17 protein-coding genes and 1 pseudogene are annotated in these 17,449 nt (G+C 66.7%); 9 read left to right on the forward strand and 9 right to left on the reverse strand.

What is annotated here, in order from left to right; genetic code table 11:
- Nucleotides 1–30: 30 nt before the first annotated feature.
- The 3 genes from N2602_RS17295 to N2602_RS17305 all read right to left on the reverse strand — a co-directional run bounded on the left by N2602_RS17295 (nt 31) and on the right by N2602_RS17305 (nt 1,850).
- Nucleotides 31–903 carry a bifunctional helix-turn-helix transcriptional regulator/GNAT family N-acetyltransferase gene (locus tag N2602_RS17295; protein ID WP_260383372.1) on the reverse strand — a complete coding sequence of 291 codons (873 nt, stop codon included), beginning with the start codon at nt 901–903 and terminating at the stop codon, nt 31–33.
- Nucleotides 904–957: 54 nt separating this feature from the next.
- On the reverse strand, nt 958–1,371 hold the full coding sequence (locus N2602_RS17300; RefSeq protein ID WP_260383373.1) for a cupin domain-containing protein: 414 nt from the start codon (nt 1,369–1,371) through the stop codon (nt 958–960).
- Nucleotides 1,372–1,448: 77 nt separating this feature from the next.
- Nucleotides 1,449–1,850 (reverse strand): Ohr family peroxiredoxin, encoded by a 402-nt coding sequence (locus N2602_RS17305; protein ID WP_260383374.1) that lies wholly within the window; start codon nt 1,848–1,850, stop codon nt 1,449–1,451.
- 148 nt (nt 1,851–1,998) lie between these two features.
- On the opposite strand from N2602_RS17305, the gene N2602_RS17310 reads away from it, so the two are divergent.
- Nucleotides 1,999–2,457 carry a MarR family winged helix-turn-helix transcriptional regulator gene (locus tag N2602_RS17310; RefSeq protein WP_212257500.1) on the forward strand — a complete coding sequence of 153 codons (459 nt, stop codon included), beginning with the start codon at nt 1,999–2,001 and terminating at the stop codon, nt 2,455–2,457.
- Between the two features lie 80 nt (nt 2,458–2,537).
- The gene (locus N2602_RS17315) at nt 2,538–3,281 is read left to right on the forward strand and encodes a 2-keto-4-pentenoate hydratase (RefSeq protein WP_260383375.1); all 744 of its coding nucleotides are present in this window, start codon (nt 2,538–2,540) and stop codon (nt 3,279–3,281) included.
- A 53-nt stretch (nt 3,282–3,334) separates the two neighbouring features.
- On the opposite strand, the gene N2602_RS17320 is transcribed toward N2602_RS17315, so the two are convergent.
- From N2602_RS17320 to N2602_RS17340, 5 genes are read right to left on the reverse strand one after another with little or no spacing between them, the layout of a single operon-like run.
- A complete protein-coding gene (locus N2602_RS17320; RefSeq protein WP_260383376.1) occupies nt 3,335–4,516 on the reverse strand; it encodes a VWA domain-containing protein in 1,182 nt (393 codons plus the stop codon).
- Nucleotides 4,513–6,738 carry a DUF5682 family protein gene (locus N2602_RS17325; RefSeq protein ID WP_260383377.1) on the reverse strand — a complete coding sequence of 742 codons (2,226 nt, stop codon included), beginning with the start codon at nt 6,736–6,738 and terminating at the stop codon, nt 4,513–4,515. The genes N2602_RS17320 and N2602_RS17325 overlap by 4 nt, the downstream gene beginning before the upstream one ends.
- Nucleotides 6,739–6,754: 16 nt before the next feature.
- A complete protein-coding gene (locus tag N2602_RS17330) occupies nt 6,755–7,831 on the reverse strand; it encodes an AAA family ATPase (RefSeq protein WP_260383378.1) in 1,077 nt (358 codons plus the stop codon).
- Nucleotides 7,828–9,258, reverse strand: coding sequence for a DUF5691 domain-containing protein (locus N2602_RS17335; RefSeq protein WP_260383379.1), 1,431 nt, complete (start codon nt 9,256–9,258; stop codon nt 7,828–7,830). Before N2602_RS17335 ends, N2602_RS17330 begins: the two co-directional genes overlap by 4 nt.
- The gene (locus tag N2602_RS17340; protein WP_260383380.1) at nt 9,251–10,639 is read right to left on the reverse strand and encodes an SWIM zinc finger family protein; all 1,389 of its coding nucleotides are present in this window, start codon (nt 10,637–10,639) and stop codon (nt 9,251–9,253) included. The genes N2602_RS17335 and N2602_RS17340 overlap by 8 nt, the downstream gene beginning before the upstream one ends.
- 58 nt (nt 10,640–10,697) lie before the next feature.
- Between N2602_RS17340 and N2602_RS17345 the strand changes: the two genes are divergently transcribed.
- The 7 genes and pseudogenes from N2602_RS17345 (at nt 10,698) to N2602_RS17375 (ending at nt 15,980) form a co-directional block, all read left to right on the forward strand.
- Entirely contained in the window at nt 10,698–10,910 is a 213-nt protein-coding gene (locus N2602_RS17345) for a hypothetical protein (protein ID WP_260383381.1), read from the forward strand.
- Nucleotides 10,911–10,989: 79 nt separating this feature from the next.
- Complete coding sequence (locus N2602_RS17350; protein WP_260383382.1) at nt 10,990–12,654, forward strand: acetolactate synthase large subunit; 1,665 nt, start codon at nt 10,990–10,992, stop codon at nt 12,652–12,654.
- Between the two features lie 205 nt (nt 12,655–12,859).
- On the forward strand, nt 12,860–13,207 hold the full coding sequence (locus tag N2602_RS17355; RefSeq protein ID WP_172786405.1) for a Lin0512 family protein: 348 nt from the start codon (nt 12,860–12,862) through the stop codon (nt 13,205–13,207).
- A 4-nt stretch (nt 13,208–13,211) separates the two neighbouring features.
- On the forward strand, nt 13,212–13,904 hold the full coding sequence (locus N2602_RS17360) for a GNAT family N-acetyltransferase (RefSeq protein ID WP_260383383.1): 693 nt from the start codon (nt 13,212–13,214) through the stop codon (nt 13,902–13,904).
- Between the two features lie 69 nt (nt 13,905–13,973).
- Complete coding sequence (locus tag N2602_RS17365; RefSeq protein ID WP_260383384.1) at nt 13,974–15,158, forward strand: serine hydrolase; 1,185 nt, start codon at nt 13,974–13,976, stop codon at nt 15,156–15,158.
- A gap of 94 nt (nt 15,159–15,252) precedes the next feature.
- Nucleotides 15,253–15,459, forward strand: a pseudogene (locus N2602_RS17370) (DUF2892 domain-containing protein); the annotation flags it as partial.
- Nucleotides 15,423–15,980, forward strand: a complete 558-nt coding sequence (locus N2602_RS17375) for an RNA polymerase sigma factor (protein WP_260383671.1) — start codon at nt 15,423–15,425, stop codon at nt 15,978–15,980. The pseudogene N2602_RS17370 and the gene N2602_RS17375, both read left to right, overlap by 37 nt.
- Before the next feature lie 71 nt (nt 15,981–16,051).
- Here the strand turns inward: N2602_RS17375 and N2602_RS17380 are convergent, their stop codons facing one another.
- Nucleotides 16,052–17,392 carry an RtcB family protein gene (locus N2602_RS17380; RefSeq protein WP_260383385.1) on the reverse strand — a complete coding sequence of 447 codons (1,341 nt, stop codon included), beginning with the start codon at nt 17,390–17,392 and terminating at the stop codon, nt 16,052–16,054.
- Nucleotides 17,393–17,449: the final 57 nt, after the last annotated feature.

Raw genomic sequence — 17,449 nt, forward strand, 5'->3', positions numbered from 1 at the left:
AACGCGCGAGGATCGCGAACCGGTCCGGCATCAGAGCCGCTTCTCGAAGAACAGGTCCGGGTAGGGATCGTCATTGAAGCGGGGAATCTCGCGCCAGCCGCTGGTGCGGTAGAGCTGGGCGGCCTCGGGCAGCGCGCTGTTGGTGTCGAGCCGCAGCAGCGTGATGCCGAGTTCGCGTGCTGCGGCCTCGGTCGCGTCCATCAGGCGCCGGCCGAGCCGCAGCCCGCGCGCGGCCGGGGCGACCCAGAGCCGCTTGATCTCGGCGTAGCCGTCATCGGTTCCCTTCAAGCCCACGCAGCCGATCGGCAGCGTGTCCGACATCGCGACGATGAAGGTGCCGCGCGGCCGGCGCATGTCCTTGGCATCGGGATCGCGCGACAGCGAGACGTCAAAGCCTTGTTTGAAGCGGCGGCCGAGCTCGGCATAGTACGCGCCGAGACAGTAGCGAGCTTGTTCGGACTGAGGGTCGATCTCGTCCAGCGAAACGCGCTCTCGCGTCAAGGCGGATGCGATCAGGTCCATCGCCGCGAGCAAGGCCTCGGATTGCGAATTCTGAGCGAGGAAGCCTTCGGCCTGCGCGTTCGAGAGCGCTTCGTAGGCTGTGAACTCGCGCCGGCCCGTGCGCGTCAGCCGCGCCACGCGGCGGCGCGCATCGTCCGCATGCGCGGTGGTCTCAACCAGTCCCTCGTCCTCGAGGCTGCGGAGCAACCGGCTCATCAGCCCGGAATCGAGCCCGAGATAGTCCCGGATCTCGGCGACGTCCGAACGCCCGTGCCCGATCGCATTGAGCACGCGCGCCGCGCCGAGCGGCCGACCGCGCCCGAGAAACGACGTATCGAGTGCTCCGACTGCCGAGGTGACGGCGCGGTTGAAGCGGCGAACGCGGGAGACGGCGTCGAGCATGATGTCTGACTTTAGTCAGATATCACGCGCAGGTCAATCGGGGGAGCGCCGGCGTCACTTCGCCGGCGTCAGCAGCGGCCTGTCCTTGGCGACGATATAGGTGGCAAGTTCGCTGGCGGTCTCACCGCCGACGTTCTTCGCCGCAGGCACCGTGCCGGCAGGGATGAACAGCACGTCGCCGGCTTTCAGCGTCACCGGTGGCTTGCCCTCGACGTCGTATTCGATCGCACCCGCCAGCACGTAGATGATCTCTTCGCCCGGATGGGTGTGCCGGCGGAACGCCACGCCCGGGGCAAGGTCGACGCGCACCTGCACAGCCTCGCGCCCGGGCGCGCTGAGATCGTGGCGCTGGAGGTCGGTGCGCGTGACGCCGGCCTGCGCCGCCGCGGCCGGCAATGTGAACAGGTTTCCCGCGAGCAGGACCGCGCTCGACAGCACGCGGAGGGTTCGCAGATGACGATGGCTCATGGTCGGATCCTTGTGGTCACGAGATTGTCCGCGCCGCGCGGGCCCGGCCGATGCCGGCCGGTCCGCGGCGTGGCGATTCAGACGAGGGTGGTGGTCACCTCGATATTGCCGTGCACCGCCTTGGAGTAGGGGCAGATGCCATGTGCAGCTTCGATCAGCTCCTGCGCCACCACGCGATCGACGCCGGGAACGCTGACGTCGAGACGGGCACGGAGGAAGAAGGCGCCGCCGGCGTTGTTCAGGTCGATCGCGGTGTCGACCGACGGCTCGCTCGGCAGCTTGACCTTGCGCTGGGCAGCGGCGAGCCCGAGCGCGCCGAGATAGCAGGCCGACCAGGCGGCGGCGAACAGGTTTTCGGCCGCCGGGTGCGGCTGGGCCAGCTTGACGTTCAGGAATCCGTCACTGGAGTGCGCGGTGCCGTCGGCGCCCGAGGTGACGTGGGTCTTGCCGGTGAAGAGAACCTTTGCAGCGGAGGTCATGGTCGTATCCTTCGGTTGAATTATTGGTCGTATCCGATCTAATCGGATGCGCATGGAAATATACTCGCCGCACCCATCGGTCAAGCTCTTCCGATTTAATCGGATACGATTTATATTGGTCGGCAGATCACGAATTGCGGAGGTTCCCGTGGCCCGTTCCCCCAAATCAGCCGGCAAAGACCGGAAATTGTCGAATTTCCTCTGCTTTGCGATCTATTCGGCCAATCTCGCTTTCGGCCGGGCCTATAAGCCCCTGCTGGACAAGGTCGGCCTGACCTATACCCAGTACATCGCCCTGGTGGCGCTGTCGGACGAGGATGAGCAGACCGTCAGCACACTGGGCGAGAAGCTGTTCCTGGAATCCAACACACTGACTCCGATCCTGAAGAAGCTCGAGCAGATGGGGCTGATCAAGCGCCACCGCGATCCTGCCGACGAGCGGCAGGTGCGCCTGAGCCTGACGCCCGCGGGGCGCAAGCTGATCGAGCAGGATCTCGGCGGGGCGCTGATTGAGGCGACAGGTCTTGGCGACGATTTTCCGGTGGTGCAGAAGACGGTGAGCAGATTGCGCGACAATCTGCTGCGTGCGACCAAGGCCGATGACTAGCACATCGAGACAGGACAGATCGGGAGTCCCCGCCGCGGCACGCCCGTTGCCGAGGCCGGGCCCCATTACGGGAGGACATCGTGAGCAACGCGAGTGAAGCGGCGGACCGGTTGATCGCAGCCCGAAGCAAAGGCGGATCGGTCGCCTGGCGCGCCATTCTCCCTTCGGATCGTGCGGTCGCCTACGCCATCCAGGATGCCACGCTTGCCCGGCTCGGTCCGCTCGGCGGCTGGAAGGTCGGGGCGTCGGGCCCGGATGCCGAGCCCGTCTGCGCGCCGCTGCCGGCATCCGGCCTGCTTGCCTCCGGCGCGCGGCTCGGTCCTGAATTCCGCCTGCGGGGTGTCGAAGTGGAGGTTGCGCTCCGGGTCGGGCGCGCGCTCGCGGCTGACGACGCCGCGTTGCCCGATCGCGAGCTGGCACGCGCCTTCGACGCCGTCTATCCCGCCATCGAGATCGTCGAGACGCGCCTCGAGGATTGGACGAACAGTGCCGCCCTGGCCCAGCTCGCGGATTTGCAGAGCCACGGCGCGTTGCTGATCGGAGCAGCCTCGACAGTCAGCCCTGCTGCCATCGATCTGAGGGCCGTCGAGGCGGATCTCTCGATCGGTGAAGACATCAGCCCTCGAACCACTGGCGGCAATCCGGCAGGAGACGTCTGGCGTCTGCTGCGCTGGCTCGTCCGTCATTGTGCGGACCGGGGTCTGCCTCTCTTGCCGGGCCAGATCGTCACGACCGGTTCGTGCACCGGCATGGTCTTCGCAGAAGCGGGGACCAGCGCCCGTGCAGGCCTTGTGGGTTTCGGCGAAGTTACTGTCGATTTCTGAGCAACGAGGCTTGCTTCGCTTCGGCGAGCCGCGACGCGCTTTCCGCATCACGCTCAGCTTTGGGGGCGGATCAACTTGATGTCCTGATCGGCTGCCCACGCGGCGACGTCCTCGCGCTTCAGCGCGGTCGCCATCAGATCCGGAAACTGATCCGGCGTGCAGGCGAAGACGGGGATGCCGAGACTTGCGACCTTTGCCGACAACGCAGGATCATAGGAGGGATGCCCTGTGTCGGTCAGTGCCAGCAGCACGATCACATTGACTCCGCGCGTTGCGAGCCGCGCCAGCCGGTCGACCAGCTCATTTGCATTGCCGCCCTCATAGAGGTCGGTGATCAGGACCAGATGCGCTTTCGACGGCCGTTCGATGCGCTCCTCGCAATAGGCGACGGCGCGGTTGATGTCGGTGCCACCGCCTAGCTGGACGCCGAACAGCACCTCGACGGGATCGGCGAGCTCCTCCGTCAGGTCGACGATCGCCGTGTCGAAACAGACGAGCTTGGTTGCGACCACCGGAAGCGAAGCCATCACCGCCGCGAAGATCGAGGCATAGACGACGGAGGTTGCCATCGACCCCGATTGGTCGACACACAGGATCACCTCGTCGAGATCGACGATGCGGCGCTGCTGGCGCAGGAAACCGATCAGCCGTTCGGGCACGATCGTGCGATGCTCCGCCTGATAGTGGCGCAGATTGGCCTTGATGGTGCGCGGCCAGTCGATGTCGGCAAAACGCGGGCGGTTGGTGCGCAGCGACCGGTTGAGGGCGCCGCGGACCGCATCCGCGGTGCGCCGCTCCAGCCGCTCCATCAGCTCGGCCACCACCTTGGCGATCACAGTGCGGGCGGTGTCCTTGGTCTTCTCAGGCATCACGCCGCGCAGCGCGACCAGATCGGCGATGAGGCTGACATCGGCCTCGACGGTCGCGAGGAATTCGGGCTCGACCAGCATCTGGCGCAGGCCCTTGCGCTCGAAGGCATCCTTTTGGATCACCTGGACCACCGGTGCGGGGAAGAACTCCCTGATATCCCCGAGCCATTTTGCGACGCGCGGTGCCGAGCCGCCGAGCCCGCCGCGGCCTTTCTTCGGGGCTTCGTCGCCGTCGCCGTAGAGCGCCGTCAACGCCTCGGACATGCGGCGATCGCTGGCGGACAGAGCAGGGCCTTTCTCGGCGCCTTCGGGGTCGACGCCGAGGGCGAGCGTCCAGCGGCGGCTGCGTTCATCGGCCTCGCTCATCGCGCCGCTCCCGCCTTGACAAGTTCGAGTACGCGGACCTGATGCGCCGGCCAGATCTCGTTTGCGCCGGCGATCAGCCGATAGCCTTTGGCGGCACCAGTGCTTCGCGCGAAGAGCGCGTCCATCAGCCGCCGGCGCTCGGTTCGGTCCAGGGCCGAGAAGACGCGGCGGAACAAGGGCAGGCTGGCGGTGAAGGCCTCCTCGTCCAGCATCATCAACCAGGCATCGACCGCGCCCCGTAGCGCCGCATCGTGGATCAGCCGTTGGCCGGCGCCCTCGAAGAAGCCTTCGAAGAATCCCGCCGCTTCCGCGACCGGCGTTCCGGGCGAGAGCATTCGGGTCAGCAGGTCCGCGGCATGATCGGCTGTCAGCAGTTCGGCTTCGTAGAGCAGCCGCGCGGCGGTGCCGGCGATCAGGCGGGTCGCGTGATCGTCATTCATCAGTGCCCGCAGCGCATCGCGCCAGCCGGCCACGATGTCGGCCTCGATCTGGGCGAGCTGGATCGCGGCGTCGGCCGCAAGGAGCGCACCGCGCAGCTTGGCTGCCGCCGGCTCATCGAGATTGCGCGCAGCATAGGGCAAGGCAAGTGCCGCCTGCACCACGATACGCGGCATCAGCGCCGTCAGATGCTCGACCGTGCCGGTGCGCGCCTCGCCATAGCGCAGGATATCGGCCATCGGGGGCAGTGCGGCAAGGAGCGACGGGCCGTCGCTCGTCAGCGCCGCCTTCGTCTCCAGCGCGGCGATGCCGAACTCGGTGGCGCGCGCCAGGTCGGCGATCATGGCATTGCGCACCAGGCTCGCCAGCGGGCCAAGCTCGGCTTCCTTGCCCATCGCTTCCATCAGGCGCCCGCCCGCGGCTTCCGCGATGGTCGAACCGTAGAGCAGATTTTCCACCAGCCTGACCGCGAATTCCGGCTCCCAGCGCAATTGCCAGTTCTCGCGGAACGTACCCCGGCTGCGCCCCACATCCGTCAACCGTCCCCAGGGCACGTCGAGCGCGTTCAGCCGGTGCAGTAGCGTGGAACGCATCAAGCCGCTTTCGCTGCGCAGATCGATTGTGAGCGCCCGCTCCAGCGCCTCCGGCTTGAGGCGCGTCGCTTTCTGCTGACGCTGGAGATCTTCGAGCAGCGGCGCGAGCGGTGTCGATGCTGGGATTGCACCGACGCCCGCGCCGATCAGGAGTTCGGCCGAAATGTCGTCCCACATGGCGCGCTCGCCGTTGCAGAGGCAGGCGATCGCCGCCTCGCGCAGCTCTGCAAAGCCCGGCGCGGGCCGGTCGCGCAGCGCCGCGAGTGCCGTCCCCAGCCGCTGCGCCTCGATCACCGAGGCGGTGGATACGAAATGGCCGCGATCGCGCAGCGCGCGCGTCACCTTGGCAAGCCACTCGGCAGCGCGATCGCGGTCGCGCGTGTCCCAGACATGTGCGCACCATCCCGGCGCCACGACGCCCGCGCCATAGCCGCTGGCGCGCGCCAGCCGCGGCGCGGTCCATGGCGCCCAGGTCGCCTTGATCTTGGTCCTGGGCCGGCCCTTGAGCAATTCGCGATCCGCAGCAAGGCTGCGGCGCTCGGCGAGCGCCGGCACGTGCCAGGCGCCGCAGACGACCGCAACGGCGCCGTCGCATTCTTTGGCCGCCTTCGCGATCTCGATCCGCATATGGGCTTCGCGCGCGGCCTCGCGCGCCGACAGTGATTTTTCGTCCGCACGCAGCGCGGTCATCGCATCGGCAACGGCCGTGAAGATCGGGCCCGTTGCGGGATTCTCCTCGATGACGTCGGACCACCAGGATTCGCCATCGTCATAGCCTGCGGCAGTTGCGAGCGCGCCGATCGGATCGTGGCTGACCGGGTCGGCCTCGGCCCTTGCTGCGATCTCCTCCGCGATATCGCCATCGCTGGCACCCAGCCGGTCCGATGCCGGCAGGTCGATGAAGCGCAAGGTCGCGCCGTGACGCACCGCCCAGCGTGCGGCCTGGTATTCCGGCGAATAATCGGCAAAGGGAAAGAAGCTGGCATTCGCCGGATTGTCCTCGGCATAGGTGAGGAGGGCCACCGGCGTTACCAGGTCGGGATCGGCGAGCATCGGCAGCAGCTCGGATGCATCCGCCGGGCCTTCGATCAGCACCGCCACAGGTTTCAGCGCGTCGAGCGCTTCCACCAGCCGCCGCGCAGAGCCGGGGCCGTGATGCCGGATGCCGAAGAGAGAGACCTGGCCCGCCATCGCTCGCGCCGCTCCGTCAGATCAAGTCGGTCAGCGACGCGTAATAGCCTTCGAAACCGCATCGCTTCTTCAGCACGGTCTCGAGATATTCGCCGAGCACGGCCGTGTCCTGCACCGGGTCCTTGACCACAGCGCCGATCATGTTGCTGGCGAGCGTTTGGGGCGTCAGCTTGCCGTCATTGAAGAAGGTCGCCTGGCTGATCCCGCCGATCATCACCGCGATCGCCTCGGCCGTCGACAAGCCGCCCGAGGGCGACTTCAGCGCGACCTTGCCGTCCTCGGTCGAACCCGAGCGCAGCTCGCGGAAGATCGAGACCACCCGCGCCACCTCGTCGGCGACGTTCTTCGGCGCCGGCAGGTCGAGAGTCTGCGCCATCTCGCCGACGCGCTTGACGATGATCGCCACTTCCTCCTCGGCGCTGTCTGGCAAGGGCAGCACGACGACGTTGAAGCGGCGCTTGAGCGCCGAGGACAGTTCATTGACGCCCTTGTCGCGGTTGTTCGCGGTCGCGATGATGTTGAAGCCGCGCTGGGCGTACACGGCGGTGTTGAGCTCGGGGATTGGCATCATCTTTTCCGACAGCACGGTGATCAGCGTGTCCTGCACGTCGCTGCCCATTCGCGTCAGCTCTTCGAAACGGCAAAGCTTGCCGCTCTCCATCGCGCGCATCAGCGGAGTAGGCACCAGGGCTTCGCGGCGCGGACCGTGTGCGAGCAATTGAGCGTAGTTCCAGCCGTAGCGGATCTGGTTCTCGTCGGTGCCAGCCGTGCACTGGATCACCAGGGTGGAGTCGCCGGTGATGCCCGCGGCGAGGTGCTCGGAGACCCATGACTTCGCCGTGCCCGGTACGCCCAGCAGCAACAGCGCGCGATCGGTCGCGAGCGTCGCAACGGCGGTCTCGATCAGACGCCGGTCTCCGACATACTTGGGCGTGATCACAGTGCCATCAACCGCCTTGCCGCCCATCAGATAGGTTACGACCTGCCGCGGTGCGAGTGCCCAGCCCGGTGGGCGATGCTGATCGCCCGTCGCAAGCGCCTTCAGCTCCGCCGCATAGCTCTCCTCGGCGGGCAGGCGCAGTTTCTCGCTCATGGTTTTGCTCCCTTGTCGTCCAACGCGGCGTTGAGCCGCAGCATGTCGAGGCGCGGGTCGCCTTGCAGCAGGCCTGCACCGGCTAGACCATTCAGCGCGCCTCGCGCGCCCTCGCGTGAGGCAATCAGGCCGAGCGCATGAAATTCCTCAGCGTCGTCGGAGGGCCTCGCATCGTCCCGCTGGAGCGCCGCAAGCAGCGTCTTGCCCGCAGGTGCGGACAGTGGATCTCGGAGCCGCGCAGCCGTTCCCGCGATCAGTTGCGCCAGCTCGAAACGGATGCCGCGCGCGTTCAAGGCCGCCTCGGCGTGCCTTGCGCGCTCGGCGGGCGCAAGCCGGGCAGCCAGCGATATGATGAGGCCAGTCGCATCGTGTTCGCTGACGGCGTCGGCCGCTTGCGAGACTTGCGCATCGGCTCCCGTGGCCACGATCAGATCGACCAGCGCCGCATCGGCGGTCTGGTCTGTGTTCCAGTCCCAGGCCGCGATCAGCTCCTGCGGTGCAAGGCCCAGCGCGTCGGCGAACGATGTAAGGTCGGCGTCATCGAACAGCGCCTTTCGGCGCAGCGATTGTGCCGCCGTCTTGAGCGGCTCGGCCTGGACCACGCGCGAGCGGCGCAACAGGCCCTTGGTCTTCACCGCAAAAAATCCGGCGAGCTCCGCCGTGTCCTCGCCCGCAGCAGGGCCGCGACCAAGGCGTGCGAGCAGCGAGGTCGCAAGCGCCTTGACCTTGGGGGCACGATCGTTCGCCGCGACGTCTTCGAGAAAGGCGAGATCCTCATCGGACAGGCGTTCCGTCAGCAAAGACAACAGGCGCCACCGCGTGTCGGCAGTCTCACCGGCGAGCTTTGCCTCCAGCACTGCGCGCGCCGCGGACGGGTCGCGCCTCCTGAGCTCGACCAACGCGACCTTGCGCGCTGCTGGGCAGAAATCGTCCCAATTCTCGGCGCTAAGTCGGTCATCCGTCTGCCGCCGCGCGGCGCCATCGGACGCTGCAATCGCCGCCCAGTCGCGCCACCCGGCATAGAGATCGGGCGCATCGTCATCATCGGCTTGGGGCATCCAGTCGGCAGGATGCATCGCCCAGCCGCGCGCCGCGAGGAAGTGGACGAGGTCGGTCTTGACCTTGCCCTGCTTCTTCGTGATCAGGATCCGGCGCACCAGCGGACGCAAGGTCTCGGGCACAGTCGGCAATGCAAGCGCGGGAATGTCGGGCAGAATGCGAAGCGATGAGGAGGGCTCCATCGTCAACGCGGTGCCGAGAAACTGACCCGAAAGTGCAAGCAGCCGCAACTCGGCCTCGACCGCATCGTCGCCGAGCTCGGCACGCCAGAACGAGGCTGCTGGCGCGGCTGGTGATCCCATGGTCCAGCGCGTGAGCACCGCACCCATCGCATCGTAGATCGTCTCGGCCTTGATGACATCACTCATCACTGCCGATCCGTCCCCAGGAGGTCTGTGCGGCCAGGATCGTGAGCCGGTTGCCCGACCAGATCGCGGCTGTGCGCATCAGCTCTGTTCCGGCCAGCAGGCCCTCCGCGTTGCCGGCGACGGGCAGCGTGGCGGTGCCGTCAGCGGCGCGCCACCAGGCACCCCCTGTCTCGTCGCGCGCGATCCGCCCCTGCGGCAGCAGCAGCGGCATTTCGATCACCCACGGCTCTGCGAGCAGGGGGCATGTCAACGCGTCGCCGAGCGCGCTGTCTGCAGCCGGCCATTCCAAGGCAGGTGTCTCTTCGCTCGCATCGCGCCGCACGAGCAGGGCGCGCAGCGGCTGCTGGGACGGATAGAAGACGAGCTCAGCCTGGAATCGGTCGCCGGGCGTGAATACCGAGCCGCGTCGTCCGGCACTCGCCGGGAAGAAGTCGAGCAGCATCGCAAAGCGCGGACCGTTCGGAGCCAGATTGAGCAGCCAGGTCGTTTGCGACACCAATCCGTCGCGGCGCGTCTGCACATGCTCGGTCAGGACCTCCCAGCGCGCATCGACCCGCAGCGCTTGCGGATCGCTCAGCACGGTCTCGCGCGTTTCCGATGCGGCGACGGCGCGCCTGATCTCGGCATCGCGCGGGGCGGCACGGAAGGCGCGCGCGAGCAGGACCAGCTTGCCGAGCTCGACCACGGCGGCACGTGGCCGGTCGCCTGCGGCAAGTGCGAGCAGGCGGGACGGCAGTTCGTCGATCCGGCCGGCGAGCACCGCGGCCTTGCCGTCGACCAGCCGTGCCGCGATCCGCCGGCATCGCGCGGTGGCATCGTCGATGAAGCCCGACAATCCCAGGCGCAATTGATCGCCGATCCATTGCTCGAGCGCATCCAGCGCGTCGAGAATGGCCCGCTCGGTCTCCTCGCTGCGTCTGGCGGCCTGGGCCTCGCGCCGCGCTATATCCTTTGGATCCTCGGCCACTTCGGGGTCGGCCGCGCGCGCGGCGCGCAAATCCTTGTCGCCGGCGGGCGGCGCATTGCTCCCGGGCTTTGCCGCGGACGTGCCGCGCCGGCGGCCCAGCCAATCGCTGACCCAGGCCGGTGTTTCCGCGGGCACGAACGGCACGATCGCTTCTGCATTCAGCCACAACAGGCCGAGCACGTGCTTGCAGGGGAATTTGCGCGAAGGGCAGGTGCACTTGTTGCCGAGATCGCGCAAGTCGGCCATCACGCGGTACGGATTGGCGCCGGAGCCCGCGCATTCGCCCCAGATCAGCGCGCCATCCTGGCTTGCGCCGACGCCGGACCATTTGGCGGGCTTGGCGAGGCCAGCTGCCGCCTTGAGCGAGGATTGATCGGTAGCGAGTTGCTCGACCGCTTTCAGATCAATCGCCACGCCGCTGTCCCAAATCGAATCCAGGAGCGGCAGTATATCGGTCCAGGATGAAAGCTCAATGTCGCCGCGAGCGATCCAGGTGCTGCACGCGGGGATGGTCGTGTCGCTCGGCTTCCGCCAAGTCGAGCTCAAGCTCATGGCGGACCTTCCGCGAGAGCTTTGCCGCGATCAGCACATGCGCCTGCATGAGTTAGGTCGTGAGCTCGGCGTCCGGCAGGGTGCTGTTGCTCGCATGGCAACAGCGAAGTTGATGTGCTGCCGCTCTTTGTGAGTTGTGCCGGGGCAGCGGACCGCTACCATGCGCCGGCTCTACTGGAACTCGAGAGCCAAGCACAACGAGCGGAGGCGACATGAGCGGCCAGCAACGCAAAGCGAAGGGATCGGACCTGTTCGTCGCGGCACTGGAGAATGAAGGTGTCGACCGCATCTTCGGCATTCCCGGCGAAGAGAATCTCGATCTGGTCGAATCGCTGCGCGCCTCCAGGATCGAGCTGGTCCTGACCCGCCACGAGCAGGCCGCCGCCTTCATGGCCGCCACGCATGGGCGGCTGACCGGCAAGCCCGGCGTTTGTCTGTCGACGCTCGGCCCCGGTGCACTCAACCTGTCCACGGGCGCCGCCTATGCGCATCTCGGTGCCATGCCGATGATCCTGATCACCGGCCAGAAGCCGATCATGAGCAGCCGGCAGGCGCGCTTCCAGATCGTGGACGTGGTCGCGACCATGAAGCCGCTCACGAAACTGTCGCGGCAGATCGTCAGCGCCTCGAGCATCCCGACCGTGGTGCGCGATGCGTTCCGCGCGGCGATGGAGGAGCGTCCGGGTCCGGTGCATCTCGAGCTGCCCGAGGACATCGCCGGCGACGAGGTGCCCGATGTCCCGGTGATCCCCGTTCACCCGATTGAAATCCCGGTCGCCCATCGCGCCGCGCTCGACCGCGCCGCCGAGATGATCATGGCCGCAAGGCGCCCGCTGGTGATGATGGGCGCTGCGACCAGCCGGCCGCGGTCGACGCATGGCATCGCAAGCTTCGTGCGGCGGACCGGCATTCCGTTCTTCACCACGCAGATGGGGAAGGGGACCGTGCCCGGCGGCACTAATCTCTACATGGGCACTGCGGCGCTGTCGGAGCGCGATTACGTTCACGACGCGATCGATGCCGCCGACCTGATTGTCGCGATCGGTCACGACCCGGTCGAGAAGCCGCCTTTCATCATGGGGCCTTCAGGGCCAAAGGTGATTCACGTCAGCTACACGCCGGCGAGCGTCGAGCAGGTCTATTTCCCCGATGCCGAGGTCGTCGGCGACGTCGGCCCGAGCCTGGAACTGCTGGCTGACCGGCTCGAAGGCAAGCTGCCGCAGGCCGCGGCGCTGCTCCCGCTGCGCGAAGAGATCCTGAAGCACATCGCCGACCGCGCCACCGAGGCGCGCTGGCCGCCGACGCCGCAGCGCATCGTGCACGACATCCGCCAGGTGATTCCCGAGAACGGCATCGTCGCGCTCGACAACGGCATGTACAAGATCTGGTTCGCGCGCAATTACCGCACCCGCGTCGCCAACACGCTGCTGCTCGACAATGCACTGGCGACCATGGGCGCCGGCCTGCCGTCGGCGATGATGGCTGCGATGCTCTATTCCGACCGCCGCGTGCTTGCGGTTGCCGGCGACGGCGGCTTCATGATGAACAGCCAGGAGATGGAGACGGCGGTCCGCCTCAAGCTCAACTTGGTCGTGCTGGTGCTGGAGGACAACGCCTACGGCATGATCCGCTGGAAGCAGGCGGTGGATCATTTCGCCGATTACGGCATGACTTTTGGCAATCCGGACTTTGCGCTTTACGCCAAGGCCTACGGGGCGAAGGGACATCGCATCGAGAGCATCGACAGCTTCGGCCCGACGCTCGACGCCGCCTTCAGGGAAGGCGGCGTGCATCTGGTCTCGATCCCGGTCGACTATTCGGAGAACGTGCGGGTGCTCGTCGACGAGCTGCGGGCGCATGAGAAGGCGAAGGGGTGATTGATGAGGACAAAACTGTTTCCACATCGTCATTGCGAGCGCAGCGAAGCAATCCAGACTGTCTCCGCGGAAAGATTCTGGATTGCTTCGCTGCGCTCGCAATGACGGGCGCTATCGGCGGTATCTCCAGCCAACTGAGATCCGCACTTGTACTGCGGATACCGATCCCCGACACTCAGTCATTCACCAACCACAGGACTATGAAATGACCCGCATTCGTTGTGTCACCGAGATGGGCATGGGCGTCGACGTCCACGGCCGGGACGCCACCAAGGCGGCGAAGAGGGCGGTGTCGGATGCCATCAGGCATTCCAGCCTCGGCTTCTTCCGGATGATCGGCAAGACCGCGAACGACATGTTCGTGGACGTCACGATCGGGGTTCCAAATCCCGAAGCCGTCGACAAGGAGGCTGTCGCCAAGGAGCTGCCTTACGGCACGGTGACCGTGACCGCGGTCAAGGGCGGGCTCGAGATTCCCTCGGCCACGGAAGTCGCCAACGACCCCATCCTCATTGCCAATGCCGCCGTCATCGTTAGCTTCGACAGGGACTAGGCCGATGTCGGCGAGCAATGAGGCGCTGCTGGATCGCCCGATCTGGAGCGCGTTGACGACGAGCCACAAGCATCTGGCGGAGGGCGGCCCGCAGGCTCTGCGCTATCCCGTGGACATGACGCCGTTTGCCGATATGCCAGACATGTCCGCCGCAAGCTTTGCGGCGCTCGGCGAACTCATGTCGGGCTCGCAAGTCGCGGTGCTGTTCACGCCCGAGCCGGTCGAAATTCCCGCCGGCTTCAAGGTGCTGCTCGCCGAGACCGGCGAGCAGATGATCGGCTCGCCCGCCGACACGTCGCTGCGTGATGCCGAGATCGTCCGCCTGGGCGCGGCCGACGTTCCCGCCATGATGGCGCTGATCGAGCTGACCAAGCCCGGGCCGTTCGCGGCGCGGACACACGAGCTCGGCACCTTCCTCGGCATCCGCGCGCACGGCGAGCTGGTCGCCATGGCCGGCGAGCGGATGAAGCCCGGCAATTTCACCGAGATGACGGCGGTCTGCGTGCATCCCGATCATCGCGGTCGCGGTTACGCGCAGGCGTTGCTCGCCGCCGTCGCGCGCCAGATCGAGGCGCGCGGGGAAATTCCGTTCCTGCACGTGTTCTCGAACAATACGTCGGCCATTGCGCTGTACCAGCGGCAGGGCATGCGGATTCGGCGGCGCCTGCACGTCACCGTGCTGATGAAGCAGGTCTGAGCTGCGCGGTGGGCTTCATATTCCGGCAAATCGCGCTATATCGATTCCAACCACAATTGGGGGGAGCACATGGACGCCAGAACGCCTGATTTTTCCGCCGTACGGACGGCGATGCAACGCTACGTCGATCAGGAGATCATTCCGGGCGTGTCCTGGGCCGTGCTGCGCGGCCGCGAGGTGGTCGATCAGCAATGCGTCGGTTTTGCCGACCGCGAGGCCAACACTGCGCTGCGGCCCGACCACATCTTCCGCGCGTTCTCCAACACCAAGATCTTCGTCACCTGCGCGATCATGCTGCTGGTCGAGCAAGGCCGCATCGGGCTCGATGATCCAGTCGAAAAGTTCCTGCCGCAGCTCGGCAACCGCAAGGTGCTGAAGCAGGACGCTTCAAGCCTCGCCGATGTCGAGCCGGCAAAGAGCCCGATCACGATCCGCCAGCTCCTGACCCACACCTCCGGCCTCAGCTACGGCATCTTCGATCCCGGCACGGTGCTGTTCAAAGGCTACAACGAGGCGCGGGTGCTCAATCCGCTGACGCCGCTCAGCGACATGATCGACAAGCTCGCCGACCTGCCGCTGTCCTATCACCCAGGTACGGCCTGGGAATATTCGGTGGCGACCGACGTGCTCGGCCGGATCGTCGAGGTCGTCTCCGGCCAGCCGCTCGATGCCTTCCTGAAGGCGCGCATCTTCGATTCCCTCGGCATGACCGACACCGGCTTTTATGTCCCCGAGGCCCGGCAGGGCAGGCTGGTCGCGCTCTACAATGGCGCCGATGTGCTCGATCCCATGAAGCCCGGCCTGACGCGCGCGGACAATCTGCCGTTTCCACAAGCCTATCGACGGCCGTTCCCGCGGCTCTCGGGCGGCGGTGGTCTGGTCTCGACCCTGCCGGACATGCTTGCGCTGGTCCGCGCGCTGCTGCCGGGCTCGGACGCGCTGCTGAAGCCGGAGACGCTGCGGCAGATGATGACGAACCAGCTGCCAGCGGGGCAGACCATCCGCTTCGCCAATCTCGGGCCGATCCCCGGCAAGGGTTTTGGCCTCGGCGGCGCCGTCACCTTCGCGCCGACGCCGTTCGATCCGCCGAACTCGACCGGCGAATTCCAATGGGGCGGCTTGGCCGGCACCCATTGGTGGATCTGCCCGGAGGCCAATACGGCCGGCGTCCTGATGGCCCAGCGCTATATGGGCTTCTGGAATCCGTTCTTCTTCGAGTTCAAGCGCCTGGCCTATCAGGCTGTCGGAAGCTGATCGCAAAGAATCTTCCGTCAGCGCGAATCCTTTTTGGCCGTCGCGTCCTCTTGATGGTCGAGGCAATCGGTCTCGGCCCATGTCGGAGGATGTGATGGGATTCTATCGAAAGAACATCGGCGGACTGCATCAGGCGGTGCGGGTCGTCCTGGGTATCGCGGTCGCGGTTGCGGCGTTCGTTTATCTTGCCGGTGCGGCGGCATGGCTGGTCGCGCTCGGTGGCGCCGGCTTCGCGCTGACCGGTCTCGTCGGTTATTGCCCGATGTGCGCGATGGCGGGCATCGGCAAGGGAGGGATGTCGAGAGTGCGGCGGCGATCTCGCCAAGTCTGTTCGAGGCCGCACGGCTCGGCGATATCAGGGCGATCGCGCGCCTGCTCGAGACGGCACAGCCGGACATCCGCCGCTACGCGCGCGCGACCTGCCGCAGCTCGGCGGACGCCGAGGATGCGACGCAGGAGGCGCTGTGGATTCTGTTCCGTCACGTCGGCACGATTCGTTCGCTGCTGGCATTGTCGGCCTGGTTGTTCAGCGTTGTCCGGCGCGAATGCCTGCGGCTTGCGCGTCGGGCCGGCCTTATGCCGGCTGTCGATGAGGGCGAGGCGGAGGCCGCACTGCTGTTGCGCCCTGAGGCCGACCTGCGGCTCGACGTCGCCGCGGCGTTCGAGGCGCTGCCGCCGCACTATCGGGATGTCGCGCTGATGCGCGACGTCAAGGAGATGACGATCGATGAGATTGCCGCCGCGCTCGGCGCGACCAGGCAGACCGTGAAGGCGCGGCTGCATCGCGCCCGCGCGTTGATGCGCGAATATCTGACGAGATGAGAGACGATCGAATTCAGAAAAATATGAAGTGACGTGGGCGGGAGACATCGCCTCCCGCCCACTGTTTCGCTTCAATCCTTCCACGGATCGAACTCGCCTTCGCCGGCCATGGCGACGGCGAACGGCCGCAGCGTGTGCAGCACCCGCACGGTGCCGGCATGCTGCGCGAGCACGTCCGGCAGGCGGCGATAGGCCATCGGGCTCTCGTCGAGGTCGGCACCAATCAAGGTGACGCCGCGCTCGTTCAGCCAACGGTCCATCTCCTCGCGCGAGAAGCGCCGCTTCGCCTCACGTCGTCCGAACAGGCGGCCGGCGCCGTGCACGGTCGAGTAGAGCGAAGCCTTGGCTTCCGGGCTGTCGACGCCTTCGAGGATGACGGCGTCGTCGCCCATCGAGCCGCCGACGAATCCCTTCTGGCCGGGAAACGCCGGGGTCGCGCCCTTGCGCACCACCCACAAATCCTTGCCGCCGTGGGTCTCACGCCAGGCATAATTGTGGTGGTTGTGCACGCTCTCGGTGACGCTGCCACCGATGATCCGGCGGACGCGCTCGACGACCCACTCGCGGCCCGCATAGGCGTAACGCCCGGCGAGCTGCATCGCCGCGATGTAGCGGCGGCCGAGCTCGCTGTCCTCGTCGACTACGGCGGGCGGGACGTTCATGCCGTCCTTTCCGCCGGCGGCCTTGAGGTAGCGCGTCGCGGAGGTGTGTCCGAGGCCGCGGCTGCCGAAATGGACGCCGATCCAGACGAAGCCTTCCTCGTCGCGCATGAGGTCGACATAGTGGTTGCCCGATCCGACCGTGCCGAGCTGCTTCACCGCCTTCTGACGGTAGTCCTCCATGTCGCTTTCGCGCCAGGCATCGCCGTCGTCGAACAGGTCGTGTTCGGCCCGTTCCGCGTTGGCACGTCCGACGCCGAACGAGATCACCTTGGCGACGTCGCGGATGATCGTGGGAGCGATCTCCGCAATGTCGTCGAAGCGGGTGTCGAGCCGGGCCGCCATGTTGCCGCAGCCGATGTCGAAGCCGACGCCGGAGATGCTGATCTGCTTCTCGTAGGCGATGACGCCGCCGACCGGCTGGGCGTAGCCGAGATGGCCGTCGGCGCAGATCACGCCGGAGACGACGTTGCCGATCGCCATGCAGTTGCGCATCTGCGCGATCGTCGCATCCTCGTGCGGGCCGAACACCTTCAGGGGCGCGTTCTGGAAGCGGGCGTCCTGCGTCCGGAACTCGGCGATCGAGCTCGCGGTCGCATTGGCCTCGCGGGCAAGATGCTCCTTGCGCGCGGCGTCCTTGTACAGGCACCAGGCCGGCTGGCCGCGTCCTTCGCCGACGCGCGAGTCGGGATCGACACCGGCGGCGAGGCAGAGCTCGCGGGCGCGTTCCATGTAGGGATCGGGTCGTCGCATGGTCCTAGGTCCTTGTCATTCCGCGCGCGCCATAACGGGGCGGGCGGTTCATTTCAG

This window comes from Bradyrhizobium sp. NC92, from assembly GCF_025200865.1.
Taxonomy (GTDB): Bacteria; Pseudomonadota; Alphaproteobacteria; order Rhizobiales; family Xanthobacteraceae; genus Bradyrhizobium.

Excerpts from the sequence above, each read along its gene's own strand:
- N2602_RS17295 (WP_260383372.1), bottom strand. The coding sequence starts at position 903 with ATGCTCGACGCCGTCTCCCGCGTTCGCCGCTTCAACCGCGCCGTCACC.
- N2602_RS17300 (WP_260383373.1), bottom strand. The coding sequence starts at position 1,371 with ATGAGCCATCGTCATCTGCGAACCCTCCGCGTGCTGTCGAGCGCGGTC.
- N2602_RS17305 (WP_260383374.1), bottom strand. The coding sequence starts at position 1,850 with ATGACCTCCGCTGCAAAGGTTCTCTTCACCGGCAAGACCCACGTCACC.
- N2602_RS17320 (WP_260383376.1), bottom strand. The coding sequence starts at position 4,516 with ATGAGCGAGGCCGATGAACGCAGCCGCCGCTGGACGCTCGCCCTCGGC.
- N2602_RS17325 (WP_260383377.1), bottom strand. The coding sequence starts at position 6,738 with ATGGCGGGCCAGGTCTCTCTCTTCGGCATCCGGCATCACGGCCCCGGC.
- N2602_RS17330 (WP_260383378.1), bottom strand. The coding sequence starts at position 7,831 with ATGAGCGAGAAACTGCGCCTGCCCGCCGAGGAGAGCTATGCGGCGGAG.
- N2602_RS17335 (WP_260383379.1), bottom strand. The coding sequence starts at position 9,258 with ATGAGTGATGTCATCAAGGCCGAGACGATCTACGATGCGATGGGTGCG.
- N2602_RS17345 (WP_260383381.1), top strand. The coding sequence starts at position 10,698 with ATGTCGCCGCGAGCGATCCAGGTGCTGCACGCGGGGATGGTCGTGTCG.
- N2602_RS17350 (WP_260383382.1), top strand. The coding sequence starts at position 10,990 with ATGAGCGGCCAGCAACGCAAAGCGAAGGGATCGGACCTGTTCGTCGCG.
- N2602_RS17355 (WP_172786405.1), top strand. The coding sequence starts at position 12,860 with ATGACCCGCATTCGTTGTGTCACCGAGATGGGCATGGGCGTCGACGTC.
- N2602_RS17360 (WP_260383383.1), top strand. The coding sequence starts at position 13,212 with ATGTCGGCGAGCAATGAGGCGCTGCTGGATCGCCCGATCTGGAGCGCG.
- N2602_RS17365 (WP_260383384.1), top strand. The coding sequence starts at position 13,974 with ATGGACGCCAGAACGCCTGATTTTTCCGCCGTACGGACGGCGATGCAA.
- N2602_RS17380 (WP_260383385.1), bottom strand. The coding sequence starts at position 17,392 with ATGCGACGACCCGATCCCTACATGGAACGCGCCCGCGAGCTCTGCCTC.